This is a genomic window from Silicimonas algicola (genome assembly GCF_003148765.1).
GTDB classification, from domain to species: Bacteria; Pseudomonadota; Alphaproteobacteria; order Rhodobacterales; family Rhodobacteraceae; genus Silicimonas; species Silicimonas algicola.
Map to the genome: position 1 here is coordinate 188,818 of NZ_QGGV01000002.1, position 13,079 is coordinate 201,896.

Below are 13,079 nucleotides of genomic sequence, written 5' to 3' on the forward strand. Positions count from 1 at the left end.
TCTCCCCTCAGGCGTTCTGCGGCGCGCGGACGCCGTCTTCGACGATGATGTCGGTCCAAAGCTGCTCGAGCCCGGGCTCGGGGCTTTCTTTCGAATACTCCGCCGCCTCGTTCACGATGTCCTTGATCTCCTTGTCGATCGCCTTGAGCTCGTCCTCGGTCGCGTCGCCCTCCAGAAGTCGGCGGCGTACCTGCTCGATGGCGTCGCGCTCTTCGCGCATCTTCTGGACCTCGTCGCGGGTGCGGTACTTGGCCGGATCCGACATCGAGTGGCCGCGATAGCGGTAGGTCATCATCTCGAGGATGTACGGACCCTTCCCGGCGCGGCAATGCTCGACCGCCTTCTGGCCCGCGGCGCGGACGGCAAGGACGTCCATGCCGTCGACCGCCTCGCCCTCGATCCCGTAGGCCGCGCCACGCTCCCACAGCGAGATCGACTTGGTCGCGCGCTTGACGCTCGTTCCCATGGCGTACTGGTTGTTCTCGATCACGAAGATCACCGGCAGATCCCAGAGTTCGGCCATGTTGTAGGTCTCATAGACCTGGCCCTGGTTCGCCGCGCCGTCGCCGAAATAGGTGAAGGTGACGCGGTCGTTGCCCTTGTACTTGTCAGAGAAGGCGAGTCCCGCGCCCAGTGGAACGTTTGCGCCGACAATCCCGTGTCCACCGTAGAAATGTGCATCTTTCGAGAACATGTGCATCGAGCCGCCCTTGCCTTTGGACAGCCCGCCCTCACGCCCCGTCAGCTCGGCCATGACCCCTTTCGGGTCCATCCCGCAGGCCAGCATGTGGCCGTGATCGCGATAGGTCGTGATGCGCTTGTCACCCTCCTCGGCGGCGGATTCGAGTCCCACGACGACCGCCTCCTGGCCGATGTAGAGGTGGCAGAACCCGCCGATCAGACCCATCCCGTAAAGCTGTCCTGCCTTCTCCTCGAACCGGCGGATCAACAGCATCTCCCGGTAATACTTGAGCAAATCGTCTTTGGATGCGTTGGATTTCGCGGCGGTGCGCGTCGCCTTCCTGGCGGCCATCGGCGGTCTCCTCCCTGGATCTGGCAAGATAGTTGAGCGTTAAACTATTCCCCACACCATACACTTTCGTGGTGAGCGCGCAACTGACGCGAAAGAACCGAAGCGCAGGCCTCCCTCGTCGCAAAGTGCCATGAAAAAGTCTTGTTCTGCACAAAATAGCGACGGATTTCCCTTGGTCGAGAAATGAAAAGAATCTATGTTCACCATCACGTAACTTGCATGTACGTAACTTGCATGGTGGGGATTTTTCCATGTTCATGAAGACAACACTTGCTGCTCTGGCCGGCTGGTGTGGCGCAGGCGGCGACCCTGGTCACCGTCCTCGACAGGGACCCTTTCCCTCGGGATCTGGTTCTTGCGGACTACGGTATCGACTCTCCCGCGCTCTACAAGTGCGACGAGATGGACGCCGGATCCTGCACTGATGAATACGCCGGCAGCCCGCTTGGATCGTTCTCCGTGCTTTTCGATACCGACAGCACGACCAGCGGCACGTGGAGCTGGAACGGCGAGGGCGACTACTCGCCTCACTACATGGCCGTGAAGGCAGGTCAGCTGCGGAACAATGGCGGCGTCGCCATCTATGATCTCGAAGGCGCCACGAGCGGCACCTGGAGCACCATGGACCTGGCCTGGAAGGACGTGTCGCACATCGCGTTCTTCAATACTGGCGTCAGCGAAGTCCCGCTTCCGGCTTCGGCGCTTCTGCTTCTTGGTGGAATGGGCGGCCTCGCGGCCATCCGTCGCCGCAAGAAAGCCTGAGCTTCAAGAAACCTCGTGACAGGGCGCCTTCGGGCGCCCTTTTGCTTTGGCGTGTGGGTTGGCCGGGCAGGGGCGCCAACGTCCAAGCCAGGATTGTAATTGGTTGTTATCAACGTAAGATCGCCGGAAGAGGAGATCTGCGCATGATCCTGTTCCTGCACGGCGCCAACGTGGACGCCGACTACCTGACGCCTTCCAATTATCCGCTGCTGAGACGGCTCGCCTCGCTTGCGCCAGTCGAAGCCCCTCTCATCCAGGGAGACTGGTTGGATGCGTTTGACGGGCTGCTCACGTCCCTCGGCCCGGACGACGCAATCGTCGGGCATTCGCACGGCGGAGCGATGGCGCTGAAATGGATCGCCGAACGTGCACCGGGCAAGGCGTTGTCCTCGTTCGTCGGTTGCGCCATGCCGGTCTGGGGACAACCCGACTGGGACATGTCGGAGTTCTGCCTTCCAGCCGATACCGAGGGCGCCTTCGACGCCCTCGGTCGCGTGACCATTCTTCAGGCGCAGGATGACCAGATTGTCGATCCGGCACATGCAGACCTTTACGGCGCGCGGATCGCCGGGGCGAGGGTAAGACACTTGCGGAAGGGCGGGCATGACCTCGACGATGCCGAGACGACCGAGGCCCTCGCGAAAGCGCTGGGGCTCAGTTGAGGATGATCTCGTCCGACCGGACCAGGCCCAGGACGTCGCGCGCCTGCTCGTCTAGCAGATCGAGGTCGAGGTAAGTATCGGACAGGCGTTTCGTCTTGTTCTCGAGCGCTGCGACCTCGGCCGCCAGCCGCTCCCTCTCGACAGCCAGCGTCATCGCCTCGGCTTCGATCTCGACCCGGCGGAACAGGCCGAAATCGCCCTGCACGCTCGCGAACAGGAAATAGACGCCAAGCGAAAACATCAGTGCGAAATAGGCGACGACGCCAAGGCCGGGTCTGTTGAGTGCGGTCAAGTTACTGCCTCTTCGTCCATCCTCTGCGGGATGGCGTCGACCCTGATTCTGTCATGGTGATTCGCCGAAGAAAACCCCTTATTTCAAGGGCTCGGCAATATACTACGCGAGCGGCGCCCGGATGGTCCGGGCGCCCTCGGTTCAGGTGATCGAGGCGCGGTAGATCGAGTCGATCGTCTCGGCCAGCGTGGCGTTGAACTCTTCGTCCGACTGCTGGTCCGACAGCCCCTCGCTCAGGGCGCGGCTGAAGCTGGCGATCATGCCGTGGTTCTGCGCGAGAAGCGCGTTGGCCTCGTCGCGCGAATAGCCGCCCGAAAGGGCGACGACACGCATGACCTTCGGATGGTCGATCAACGGCTTGTAGAAATCGGCCTCCGAGGGCAGCGACAGCTTCAGCATGACCTCCTCGTCCATCGCGTCCATCGCCTCCATCAGCGCGTCGCGCAGGATCGCCTCGGCCTCGGCCTTGTCGGCGATCTTGATGTTGACCTCCGGCTCCAGGATCGGGACGAGGCCGTGGCCAAGGATACGCTTCCCGACCTCGGCTTGCTGCGCGACGTTGCGGCGGATGCCGCCTTCGTTCGCCGCGTTGATGACCGAGCGCATCTTGGTGCCGAAGACGCCCTTGTCCTTCGCGCGCTTCAGAAGACCGTCGAGGTCGCCCATGTCCTTCATGATCTGCACGCCGTCGGCTTCGTCCTCGAGCCCCTTGTCGCACTTCAGGAAGGGGACGACGCCCTTCTTCTCCCACAGGTACGTCGGCGCGGGAATTTCGTCGAAGTCGCGGTCCATCGTCATCTCGAAGAGGATGGCGCCGATGACCTTGTCGCCGATGAAGGCGGGCGCCTTCACGATCCGCGCGCGCATCTCGTGGATGAGGTCGAACATCTCGTCCTCGGAGGAATAGCGGTCTTCGTCGATCCCGTAGAGCTTGAGCGCCTTTGGGGTCGAACCGCCCGACTGGTCCAGCGCCGCGACGAAGCCCTTGCCGGTGCGCATCCGTTCCGCTTGTGTGACCATGATATCCTCGTTCCTTTGCACGTTCCGGCCCCTCTTGCGGGGGGCATTGCCGCCTGTCAACGCTGGTGCCGCTAACGGCGCGCCGATTGGCTCAGTCCTGGTCGAGCGCCGCCACACCGGGCAGGGTCTTGCCTTCCATCCATTCGAGGAAGGCGCCCCCCGCAGCTGAGACATAGGTGAAATCGTCGGCCACGCCAGCCGCGTTCAGCGCCGCGACCGTATCGCCGCCGCCCGCGACCGAGACGAGGTGGCCCGCCTTCGTCAACTCTGCCGCTTTCCGTGCCGCAGCGACCGTGGCGGCATCGAAGGGTTCGATCTCGAAGGCGCCGAGCGGGCCGTTCCAGATCAGCGTCTTCGCGCCCTCGAAGACCTGAGCGATGCGCGCCACGGTCTCGGGCCCGGCGTCCAGGATCATGCGGTCGGACGGGCAGGCGTCCGCGGGCACCGTCACATGGTCGGCGTGGGCCTTGAACTCGGTCGCGCAGACTACATCCACAGGCAGCACGATCTCGCAGGCGGCTTCCTCGGCCTTGGCCATGATCTCGCGCACCGTGTCGGCCATGTCGTGTTCGGCCAGCGAGGTGCCGACGTCGTGGCCCTGAGCGGCCAGGAAGGTGTTCGCCATCCCGCCGCCGATCACCAGCGTGTTCACCTTGCGGACGAGGTTTCCCAGAAGATCGAGCTTCGTCGACACCTTGGCCCCGCCGACGACGGCCACGACGGGCCGCTCGGGCTCGGTCAGGGCCGCCGTGAGCGCCTTCAACTCTGCCTCCATCAGACGGCCGGCCGCCGACGGCAGGCGGTGTGCGACACCCTCTGTCGAGGCGTGCGCCCTATGAGCGGCCGAGAAGGCATCGTTGACGTAGACCTCGCCCAAAGCGGCGAGAGAGGCCGCGAACATCGCGTCGTTCTTCTCTTCGCCCTCGTGGAAGCGCGTGTTCTCCAGAAGCAGGACCTCGCCCTCCTTCAGCGCCGCGACGGCTGTCTTGGCGGGTGCGCCGATGCAATCGTCGGCGAAGACCACCGGCACGCCCAGGATGCGCTCGACGTCCTCGCGGATCAGCGAGAGCGACATCTCGGGCACGCGCTTTCCCTTCGGGCGGTCGAAATGCGCCATCAGCACCGGCTTGCCGCCCTTCGCCATGATGTCGCGAATGGTGGGCACGATGCGCTCGATCCGGGTCGCGTCGGTCACGCTTCCGTCCTCGACCGGCACGTTCAAATCGACCCGGACCAGCACCGCCTTGCCCTTCATGTCGATGTCGTCGAGCGTCTTCCAGGCCATGTACGTCTCCCGTATGAGCATTCCGTCTCAACTACGCCATGCCGCGCCCGCGTCAACAGGAGAGGGACCGCGCATCTTGTGACCGGCCCCCTTTCCCTCGCGCGGCCTTCCCTCTAGGGTCCGCCCCGACACAAGAAGGAGGCTTCCCTTGGCCGAATACGCAAATCCCGAAAACACGATCCTCATCGAGCTGAAGGACGGCACCGTCGCCATCGAGCTTATGTCCGACATCGCGCCGCAACACGCCGCGCGCATGAAGGAACTGGCCCGCGAGGGCGCCTACGACAACGTCGTCTTCCACCGCGTGATCGACGGCTTCATGGCTCAGACGGGCGACGTGGAGCACGGCATTCATGGCGAGGGGCTGAACATCCGCCGCGCCGGCACCGGCGGATCGTCGAAGCCCGACGTTCCGGCCGAGTTCAGCCGCATCCCCCACGACCGCGGCACCCTCGGCGCCGCGCGCAGCCAGAGCCCGAACTCGGCAAACAGCCAGTTCTTTATCAACTTCAAGGACAACCATTTCCTGAACGGGCAATACACGGTCTATGGCCGCGTCATCAGCGGCATGGAACATGTCGACAAGATCGCACGCGGCGAGCCGCCGATGAACCCCGACAGGATGATCAGCGTGAAGGTCGCCTCCGATGAATAAGATTTTCCTTTCCTTTTCTCTTTTCGCCGCCCTTGCCGCGACCCCCGCGCTCGCGCAGGAAGACAGCGCCGGCCCGAACCTCGTTATCGAGGTCGCGGGCGAGGCCAACGGCCGCGTCGTCATCGACCTGTTCGAGGAGACGGCGCCCCAGCACGTCGCCCAGATCGCCGCATTGGCAGAAGAGGGCGCCTATGACGGCGTCGTCTTCCACCGCGTGATCGACGGCTTCATGGCTCAGACCGGCGATGTCGAATTCGGCAAGTCGGGCGGCGACATGAGCCAGGCCGGCATGGGCGGCTCGTCGCTGCCCGACATCGCGGCCGAGTTCGGCGACATCCCCTTCGACCGTGGCATCGTCGGTATGGCGCGGGCGCAGGATCCGAACAGCGCCAACAGCCAGTTCTTCATCATGTTCGACGAGGGTCATTTCCTGAACGGCCAGTACACCGTCGTCGGCCGCGTGATCGAGGGCATGGACATTGTCGACGCGATCAAGCGCGGCGCTGGTCCGAACGGCTCGGTGTCGGATGGTCCCGACGTCATGCAAGACGTGTCGATTGAGCGCTGACGGCAGGCGCGGGGCGTGAACAACACCCGCGCAATCCTGCTGATGACCCTGTCGATGGCGGCCTTCGCCGGCGTCGACGCCACCATCAAGCTCGCCTCGCGCAGCGTCGGGCCCGGACAGATCACCGCCGTCACCTCGGCGGCGATCTTCCTGATCTTCTTCACCGTCCTGAAGCTGAAGGACGAGCGGTTCCTCGACCGTTCGGCCCTGGGTCGCGTCATGGTCATCCGCTCGGCGGGCGAGGTGATCGGCTCGGTCGGCATCATCATCGCCCTTGGCCTCGTGCCGCTCTCGACCGTCACCGTCATGGGGCAGGCGCTGCCGCTCGCCGTCACCGTCGGCGCGGCGCTGTTTCTGGGCGAAAGGGTCGGCTGGCGGCGCTGGCTCGCCGTTTCGGTCGGCATGGCGGGGGTTCTTCTCATCCTGCGCCCCGGATTCGCGGGCTTCGACGCGAACGTCCTCTGGGTCCTTCTCTACATCGTGGGTCTCGGCGCGCGCGACCTGGCCAGCCGGGTCCTGCCGCGCTCGGTCTCGACGCCCTTCGCCGTCGCCTGGTCGATGCTGGCGCTGACGATCGCGGGCCTCATGCTTCTGCCCTTCGAGGGCGGCTGGAAGCCCATGGACCTGCCGACGACGCTCTACCTCGCCGGAATGACCGCCTGCGCCTCGGTTGCCATCACTCTCATCACGGTCGCGATGCGCACGGGCGAGGTCTCGGCAGTAGCGCCGTTCCGCTACACGCGGATCGTCTTCGCGCTGTTCGTGGCCTATGCGCTGTTCGGAGAAGTGCCCGACGCCGCAACCTGGATCGGGTCGGCGATGATCGTGGGATCGGGGCTCTATGCATTCCTGCGCGAGCGCCGAAGCGCCGCGCGGAAGCATGTGAGTGATTGAGTGAGTGAGTTGTCCCGGGTTGGTCGAGTGAGTGCGTCCCGTGCCGCCGGTGAAGCGACAGGAGCCACCTAATCGGCCGATCATGCCGGGAATGGGGCCAAAATCCGACCTGTTGCAGACCAGGCGGAAACTCTCTGGTGACGGTGTGGGCATTGTGGACTTGGCGCGATGCGCCGGCCGCCCGCGGCATTCCTTGACCCTCGCCTGCGTTTCCCCTCGCACGAAACCCCTGTTATAGCGGGCTCACGAGTCGCCACGTCCCAAGGGGAAGCCCCACCATGAGCACCATCATCGACATCCACGCCCGCGAGATCCTCGACAGCCGCGGCAACCCCACGGTCGAGGTCGACGTGACGCTCGAGGACGGCACCATGGGCCGCGCCGCCGTGCCCTCGGGCGCCTCCACGGGCGCCCACGAGGCGGTCGAGAAGCGCGACGGCGACAAGTCCCGCTACATGGGCAAGGGAGTTCTCGAGGCGGTGATGGCGGTCAACGGCGAGATCGCCGACGCGCTCGTCGGTTTCGATGCGACCGAGCAGGAAGCCGTCGACGCCGCGATGATCGAACTCGACGGCACGCCGAACAAGGGTCGGCTTGGGGCAAACGCCATCCTGGGCGTCTCGCTCGCAACGGCCAAGGCCGCTGCCGACTACTGCGCGCAGCCGCTCTACCGCTATGTCGGCGGCACCTCGGCCCGCGTCCTGCCGGTGCCCATGATGAACATCATCAACGGCGGCGAACACGCGGACAACCCGATCGACATCCAGGAATTCATGATCATGCCGGTGAGCGCGGAGAACATTCGCGAGGCCGTGCGCATGGGTTCCGAGATCTTCCACACGCTGAAGAAGGAGCTGTCCTCGGCGGGCCTCTCGACCGGCATCGGCGACGAGGGCGGCTTTGCGCCCAACCTGTCGTCCACGCGCGATGCGCTCGACTTCATCCTGAGGGCGGTCGAGAAGGCGGGCTATACGCCCGGCGACGACATCATGCTGGCGCTCGACTGCGCCTCGACCGAGTACTACCGGGACGGCAAGTACGAGATGAAGGGTGAGGGCAAGTCCCTGACTTCGGACGAGAACGTCTCCTACCTCCAGGCGCTGGTCGCGGACTACCCGATCCTCTCGATCGAGGACGGCTGCGCCGAGGACGACTGGGACGGCTGGGCGACGCTGACGCATGTCCTCGGCGATCAGGTCCAGCTCGTGGGCGACGACCTCTTCGTCACCAATCCGGTGCGCCTGTCGCGCGGCATCGAGGAAGGCTGCGCCAATGCGCTTCTGGTCAAGGTCAACCAGATTGGCACCCTTTCCGAGACGCTCGCCGCCGTCGACATGGCGAACCGCGCGCGCTTCACCTCCGTGATGAGCCACCGCTCGGGCGAGACCGAGGACGCCACCATCGCCGACCTCGCCGTCGCCACCAACTGCGGCCAGATCAAGACCGGCTCGCTTGCCCGGTCCGACCGACTGGCGAAATACAACCAGCTCATCCGCATCGAGGAGGCGCTGGACGGAACGGCAATCTACGCGGGGCGCTCGATCCTCCGCTCGTGAACCGGGCGGACCGGTGAAATCAAGGCGCGACGCCGACATCCGCCGCATCCTGCGACGACGGTGGCGTCGCGTTGCGTTCGGCTGGGTTCGTGGTTTTCCGCCGCGTGTCAGACGAGCGCTGCCCATCACTCGTCGAGAGCACGCCTGCTCGGACGACCTCCGCCGGCGCTCCCTGATCCACGCTTGCACGGATGGCACGACGGCGCTAAGAGGCGTCCGGCGGGTGATTAGCTCAGTGGTAGAGCGCTTCGTTCACATCGAAGATGTCGGGGGTTCAAATCCCTCATCACCCACCAATAAAATCTTCGATTTCTTTGGATTTGAGACTCAGTTTGCGAAGGGCGCACTGGTTCACTGAACCTTCGTGTCCTCCCCTGGTGCGGAGAAGTCGAGTTATCTTGGGCGACCCGCGGTGGGCGCGCCCAGCCATGGCTTCAGGTCTTGAGCAAATGGGGGATGCACAGCCGAACCTGGCAGCCGAGGACGCCGCGCCTCAATAGTGGTACGTCCACGCCAGGCACCGACAGTGGAACGGCGCCTGAGAAGCGAACTTCCGCTGCCCAAAAAAGCAACAGCCCTTTTCAGCCTTGCGATGAACGCTCGTTCGGGAATCTGACCTCGAAGACCGCGCCCGGGTTGTTATTTGAGACGGACAAGGTCGCCCCATGCAAATCGGCAATCGCTTTTACCAGGGACAAACCGAGACCGTTTCCATAACTATTGCGGCTCTTTTCCCCGCGAAAGAACCTTCGAAAGATCCGTTCATGATCCGCCGGTTCAACACCAGGTCCCCCATCAGCGACACGAACGGAGACTTCTGTCGGAGTTGTATGTACGGAGATCTTGATGTCAATGCCAGCCGGGGAATGCTTGATCGCATTTTCCACAAGGTTTGACAGCAGTTGCGTGAGAAGGCCACGATCGCCGAGGACCACAGCTGCTTCACCGGGAGACTGCGCGTCCAACGTCATCCCCTCATCATCCGCTAAGGGTTCAAAAAACTCTGCAACGTTCTCAATAACACTTCTGATATCGAACCTTTCGAACCTCGCACGCCTGTCAGCACCCTCGATTTGCGCAATGCGCAAGAGTGCGTTGAATGTTCCTATTATCTCTTCGGTGTGCTCCAAGCTGGTAGTGACATCTTCATGCGAGACTTTCGGGCTGCTCTGCATCGCTTCCAGCCGCTGACGCAAATGCTGGAGTGGGGTTCGCATGTCGTGCGCAATGTCATTGGAAATCTGTTCCTGACTCTCCAGTAGTCGTTCGATTTTATCGAGCATCAAATTGATGGATGTGGAGACCCTGCCGAGATCATCCCGTTTGCCCGGCGGGGCTGGGATTCTCACGTCCAGTTTCCCGCCCGAGAAATCTGAGAGTGTTCTGGAAATGCCCGAGATGCGCTGTTCAGTCAGTCGCCCAACGCGTACCCCCACGATCAGCCCCAAGACCACGACAACCAGAGAACCCGCAAGCAGCGCATAGCCGAGGGCCTCAAGAATTTCTGCGAAGACATGATCGCTGGAACCCTGAACCAGTCGATACGGACCGATCTGGTCGCCGCGCATCCAGTACCCTACCAGCTCTTCATTGACGCCGCCGAGCAGATGGATGTCTTCCGCCAGAATTCTGTCAGGAAGTCGACCGTCCATCTTGGCGGGAATATTGCCGGAAATGATGGAGCCGTCTTCATCAAGAAGCTGGTAGATGTGCGCGTTCTCGAAGCTCGCTTTTGCCAATGTGTCCACACCGCTGATCAGCGCATCGATTCCTTCACTGCGGTAAATCGCTTCCAGTGTCATGGCCGCGCCCCTCATCTCAATGCGCACCCATTCACGAATCTCGTATTGCGTGTAAAAGTACGTCATGACAAAAACGATGGCGGACAGAGTTGCATAAACGAACGAATATTGAAGCGACAGTCGTACTGAAGTCCGGCTGGATGGGGTGTGCGGTTTCTCAGGCATGGACGATGTATCCCGCACCTCGGATCGTGTGGATCAGTGGTTTTTTGAAGGGCTTGTCGACCTTGTTTCGCAAACGACTTATATGGGTTTCGACGACATTGGTCTTTGGATCGAAGTGAAACCCCCACACTGCTTCCAGTAACATCGTGCGAGTAACAACCCTGTCAGCATTCTTCATCAAATACGCCAACAAGCGAAACTCACGCGGTTGCAGTGGGATAAGCTGATCTGAACGACGTGCACTGTGCTTGATAAGGTCAAGTACAAGGTCGTCCACCCGCAGCGATGTTTCTTCCGACTGTAGTGGCGGGCGGCGCGCCAATACGTTGAGGCGCGCAGACAATTCCGAAAATGCGAAGGGCTTCACGAGATAATCGTCCGCCCCAGCCTCCAGTCCATCAATCCGGTCGTTCAAGCCGTCAAGTGCGCTAAGAAACAGGATCGGCGTGGCAACCTTCGCACCGCGTACCGACCTGACCAGCGAAAGCCCGTCCAGACCGGGCAACATTCGGTCAACGACCATCACGTCAAATTCGGCGTCGAGGGCATCGAGAAACCCCTGTTTTCCGTCGGCTGCGTGGGTAGTGACATGACCAAGTGCGTTCAAACTGGAGCAAATATACTCGGCCGTCTCAGCATCATCTTCTACAACAAGCACCCGCATCCGTGTCCAAGCTCCAGTTAGGTCTCGGGCTAATAGCAAAATATCATTATGGACGCCAACTTAGAAACATTGCCAATCGGTATAGTCGCCGCCACGAGCGAGTCATCGAGACCCTGCTATCGATCTTCAAGAGGTAGCAAAACATGGCTGCAGGTGTACCAATCAGTCGGAAGGCGCCCGTGTCGCCGGTGCTGTGTCGGAATCCGTTGACCCCTGCTTCAGGTGCGTTCGACGGCACAACGATAGTTGCTGCGAGGCTGGTGGGCAAGGTGGCCGATATGCCTGACGAACGCTTCGTCCGTGCCTCCCACTGTGCTTGTCCGTCCCAACATTCCCTCAAACATGATCCAGGCCTTTTCCTATTTGGCCGCGCGAAATTATCCTGCACGGCCAGACCAAATGGGATCCGTTAGTCACTACCCAGAGAGCCCTCAATGTTCTTGTTGCGAACGTCCTTTGAGCTTGCCTTGTTCCTTTGCGGCACGACGGTAGTCCTCGGCGTCCTTCTTGTGTTGTTTCCGACCGTCGATATCGCTATCAGCATGCTATTCGGCGATACGAATGGATTTCCCTTGGCCGAGTCGCCGATACTTAGGAGTATTAGAAGGATCACATTCGTCTTGACGGACTGGGCCATGGGCGCCGTCCTCGTCATCTTAATCGCAAACTTGCTGTTCCGCAGAATTCAAATATCACACAAACGTATCCTGGCTTTTGCGCTCACGTCGTATTTGGTTGGCCCCGGCTTGATCGTTAACGGCTTGCTGAAGCGATACTCCGGTCGCGCGCGACCACGTCAGATCGATATTTTTGGTGGTGAGAAAGAGTTTTCACCTGCTTTGACCTTTGCAGATCAATGCGAAAGCAACTGCAGTTTCGCGTCTGGGGAGGCGAGTGCGCTAGCAACCGTTTCAACTATATTGATTTTGGTTGCGGTGCCGCGTCTACCGGAATCCAAACGCGTTGCTTCCAGTCTATGCATCTTGGCTGTTGCCGCTTTTGGGTCGGGTCTCCGGGTAGCATTCGGCGCGCACTTTTTTAGCGATATCGTCTTTGCCTGGCTTATTTCGATCATCGTCGTCATGGGACTGCATGTCATGTTCGGAATCGACCGATATAGCACAGGGTATCGTTCTGCTGACGCGCCTCCCAACCAGCCTTGATGAACGCCTCGTAGGTCGACAGCTTTGGAGCTTTTTGCTTGGTCATCCTACGCCCTACGGCGTCGATGAAGCGCCAGGGCAGACATCCGGCCAATGTCTGGACCAGTTCATCCTGCAGCGCGAAGAGAGCCTTCAGCTCCCGGTCGAATTTCTCGGAATAGACGGTGGCGCCTGTCGTCCTGTCCGAGAGTTGAACGGTGACCCGCACATGCGCAACATTCGCCCTGATCGTACCAGTGATCAGATAGTCTGCACGGACCTCGGACAGCGGGTTCTCCAGCCGAGATGCGCGCTCGCCAAGCTGCTGTGCGGTCTTGAGCGAAAGGACGACGACGTTGCTGTGGCGCGACAAGGCAACGATCAGGTCCTCTGTCAGCCCCGTCAGAGGAGAGGAGGTTCTATGAAAAGTGAATGGTGGGCGACCCAGGAATCGAACCTGGCGTGCGTCTCCGCGAGGGAGTTACAGTCCCCTGCCACACCTTGCGGCCTGTCGCCCACTGGCGCCGGTCGCCCGGCACGGAGGGACGGATAAACTTGGGGCTTCGGACGGTCAAGGCG

General features: G+C 61.8%; 14 protein-coding genes and 2 tRNA genes. 8 read left to right on the forward strand and 8 right to left on the reverse strand.

Annotated elements, in window-relative coordinates; genetic code table 11:
• Window positions 1-7: 7 nt before the first annotated feature.
• A complete protein-coding gene (gene pdhA / locus C8D95_RS05400) occupies window positions 8-1,033 on the reverse strand; it encodes a pyruvate dehydrogenase (acetyl-transferring) E1 component subunit alpha (RefSeq protein WP_109758152.1) in 1,026 nt (341 codons plus the stop codon).
• A 270-nt stretch (window positions 1,034-1,303) separates the two neighbouring features.
• Here pdhA and C8D95_RS05405 point away from each other — a divergent pair, with 270 nt between their 5' ends.
• On the forward strand, window positions 1,304-1,795 hold the full coding sequence (locus tag C8D95_RS05405) for a VPLPA-CTERM sorting domain-containing protein (protein ID WP_241239666.1): 492 nt from the start codon (window positions 1,304-1,306) through the stop codon (window positions 1,793-1,795).
• Between the two features lie 143 nt (window positions 1,796-1,938).
• Window positions 1,939-2,457 (forward strand): alpha/beta fold hydrolase, encoded by a 519-nt coding sequence (locus C8D95_RS05410; protein ID WP_109758153.1) that lies wholly within the window; start codon window positions 1,939-1,941, stop codon window positions 2,455-2,457.
• Here the strand turns inward: C8D95_RS05410 and C8D95_RS05415 are convergent.
• The 3 genes from C8D95_RS05415 to C8D95_RS05425 form a co-directional block, all read right to left on the reverse strand.
• Entirely contained in the window at window positions 2,450-2,749 is a 300-nt protein-coding gene (locus tag C8D95_RS05415) for an FtsB family cell division protein (RefSeq protein ID WP_164721690.1), read from the reverse strand. The two genes, C8D95_RS05410 and C8D95_RS05415, sit on opposite strands and share 8 nt — an antisense overlap.
• A 141-nt stretch (window positions 2,750-2,890) precedes the next feature.
• Window positions 2,891-3,769, reverse strand: coding sequence for a fructose bisphosphate aldolase (locus C8D95_RS05420; RefSeq protein ID WP_206508307.1), 879 nt, complete (start codon window positions 3,767-3,769; stop codon window positions 2,891-2,893).
• A gap of 91 nt (window positions 3,770-3,860) precedes the next feature.
• The gene (locus tag C8D95_RS05425) at window positions 3,861-5,054 is read right to left on the reverse strand and encodes a phosphoglycerate kinase (protein ID WP_109758154.1); all 1,194 of its coding nucleotides are present in this window, start codon (window positions 5,052-5,054) and stop codon (window positions 3,861-3,863) included.
• A gap of 148 nt (window positions 5,055-5,202) precedes the next feature.
• Here C8D95_RS05425 and C8D95_RS05430 point away from each other — a divergent pair, with 148 nt between their 5' ends.
• The 5 genes from C8D95_RS05430 (at window position 5,203) to C8D95_RS05450 (ending at window position 9,023) form a co-directional block, all read left to right on the forward strand.
• Window positions 5,203-5,709: a peptidylprolyl isomerase gene (locus C8D95_RS05430; protein WP_109758155.1), complete on the forward strand. Its 507-nt coding sequence runs from the start codon at window positions 5,203-5,205 to the stop codon at window positions 5,707-5,709.
• A complete protein-coding gene (locus C8D95_RS05435) occupies window positions 5,702-6,277 on the forward strand; it encodes a peptidylprolyl isomerase (RefSeq protein WP_109758156.1) in 576 nt (191 codons plus the stop codon). Before C8D95_RS05430 ends, C8D95_RS05435 begins: the two co-directional genes overlap by 8 nt.
• Window positions 6,278-6,292: 15 nt before the next feature.
• A complete protein-coding gene (locus tag C8D95_RS05440) occupies window positions 6,293-7,171 on the forward strand; it encodes a DMT family transporter (RefSeq protein ID WP_109758157.1) in 879 nt (292 codons plus the stop codon).
• Between the two features lie 278 nt (window positions 7,172-7,449).
• A complete protein-coding gene (eno, locus tag C8D95_RS05445; protein WP_109758158.1) occupies window positions 7,450-8,727 on the forward strand; it encodes a phosphopyruvate hydratase in 1,278 nt (425 codons plus the stop codon).
• A 221-nt stretch (window positions 8,728-8,948) separates the two neighbouring features.
• A tRNA-Val gene (locus C8D95_RS05450) sits at window positions 8,949-9,023 on the forward strand.
• A gap of 285 nt (window positions 9,024-9,308) precedes the next feature.
• On the opposite strand, the gene C8D95_RS05455 is transcribed toward C8D95_RS05450, so the two are convergent.
• On the reverse strand, window positions 9,309-10,694 hold the full coding sequence (locus C8D95_RS05455) for a sensor histidine kinase (protein ID WP_109758159.1): 1,386 nt from the start codon (window positions 10,692-10,694) through the stop codon (window positions 9,309-9,311).
• Window positions 10,687-11,358 (reverse strand): response regulator transcription factor, encoded by a 672-nt coding sequence (locus C8D95_RS05460; protein WP_109758160.1) that lies wholly within the window; start codon window positions 11,356-11,358, stop codon window positions 10,687-10,689. The genes C8D95_RS05455 and C8D95_RS05460 overlap by 8 nt, the downstream gene beginning before the upstream one ends.
• A 635-nt stretch (window positions 11,359-11,993) precedes the next feature.
• Here C8D95_RS05460 and C8D95_RS05465 point away from each other — a divergent pair.
• Window positions 11,994-12,521, forward strand: coding sequence for a phosphatase PAP2 family protein (locus C8D95_RS05465; protein ID WP_170121472.1), 528 nt, complete (start codon window positions 11,994-11,996; stop codon window positions 12,519-12,521).
• Here C8D95_RS05465 and C8D95_RS21685 read toward each other — a convergent pair.
• Window positions 12,454-12,873, reverse strand: coding sequence for a hypothetical protein (locus tag C8D95_RS21685; protein WP_126918573.1), 420 nt, complete (start codon window positions 12,871-12,873; stop codon window positions 12,454-12,456). The genes C8D95_RS05465 and C8D95_RS21685 overlap by 68 nt on opposite strands.
• A gap of 60 nt (window positions 12,874-12,933) precedes the next feature.
• Window positions 12,934-13,017 (reverse strand) — tRNA-Tyr (locus C8D95_RS21945).
• Window positions 13,018-13,079 lie beyond the last annotated feature (62 nt).

Bases quoted from the DNA above. Each gene is read 5' to 3' on its own strand.
- pdhA (WP_109758152.1), bottom strand. From the start codon at position 1,033: ATGGCCGCCAGGAAGGCGACGCGCACCGCCGCGAAATCCAACGCATCC.
- C8D95_RS05410 (WP_109758153.1), top strand. From the start codon at position 1,939: ATGATCCTGTTCCTGCACGGCGCCAACGTGGACGCCGACTACCTGACG.
- C8D95_RS05420 (WP_206508307.1), bottom strand. From the start codon at position 3,769: ATGGTCACACAAGCGGAACGGATGCGCACCGGCAAGGGCTTCGTCGCG.
- C8D95_RS05425 (WP_109758154.1), bottom strand. From the start codon at position 5,054: ATGGCCTGGAAGACGCTCGACGACATCGACATGAAGGGCAAGGCGGTG.
- C8D95_RS05435 (WP_109758156.1), top strand. From the start codon at position 5,702: ATGAATAAGATTTTCCTTTCCTTTTCTCTTTTCGCCGCCCTTGCCGCG.
- eno (WP_109758158.1), top strand. From the start codon at position 7,450: ATGAGCACCATCATCGACATCCACGCCCGCGAGATCCTCGACAGCCGC.
- C8D95_RS05455 (WP_109758159.1), bottom strand. From the start codon at position 10,694: ATGCCTGAGAAACCGCACACCCCATCCAGCCGGACTTCAGTACGACTG.
- C8D95_RS05460 (WP_109758160.1), bottom strand. From the start codon at position 11,358: ATGCGGGTGCTTGTTGTAGAAGATGATGCTGAGACGGCCGAGTATATT.
- C8D95_RS05465 (WP_170121472.1), top strand. From the start codon at position 11,994: ATGGGCGCCGTCCTCGTCATCTTAATCGCAAACTTGCTGTTCCGCAGA.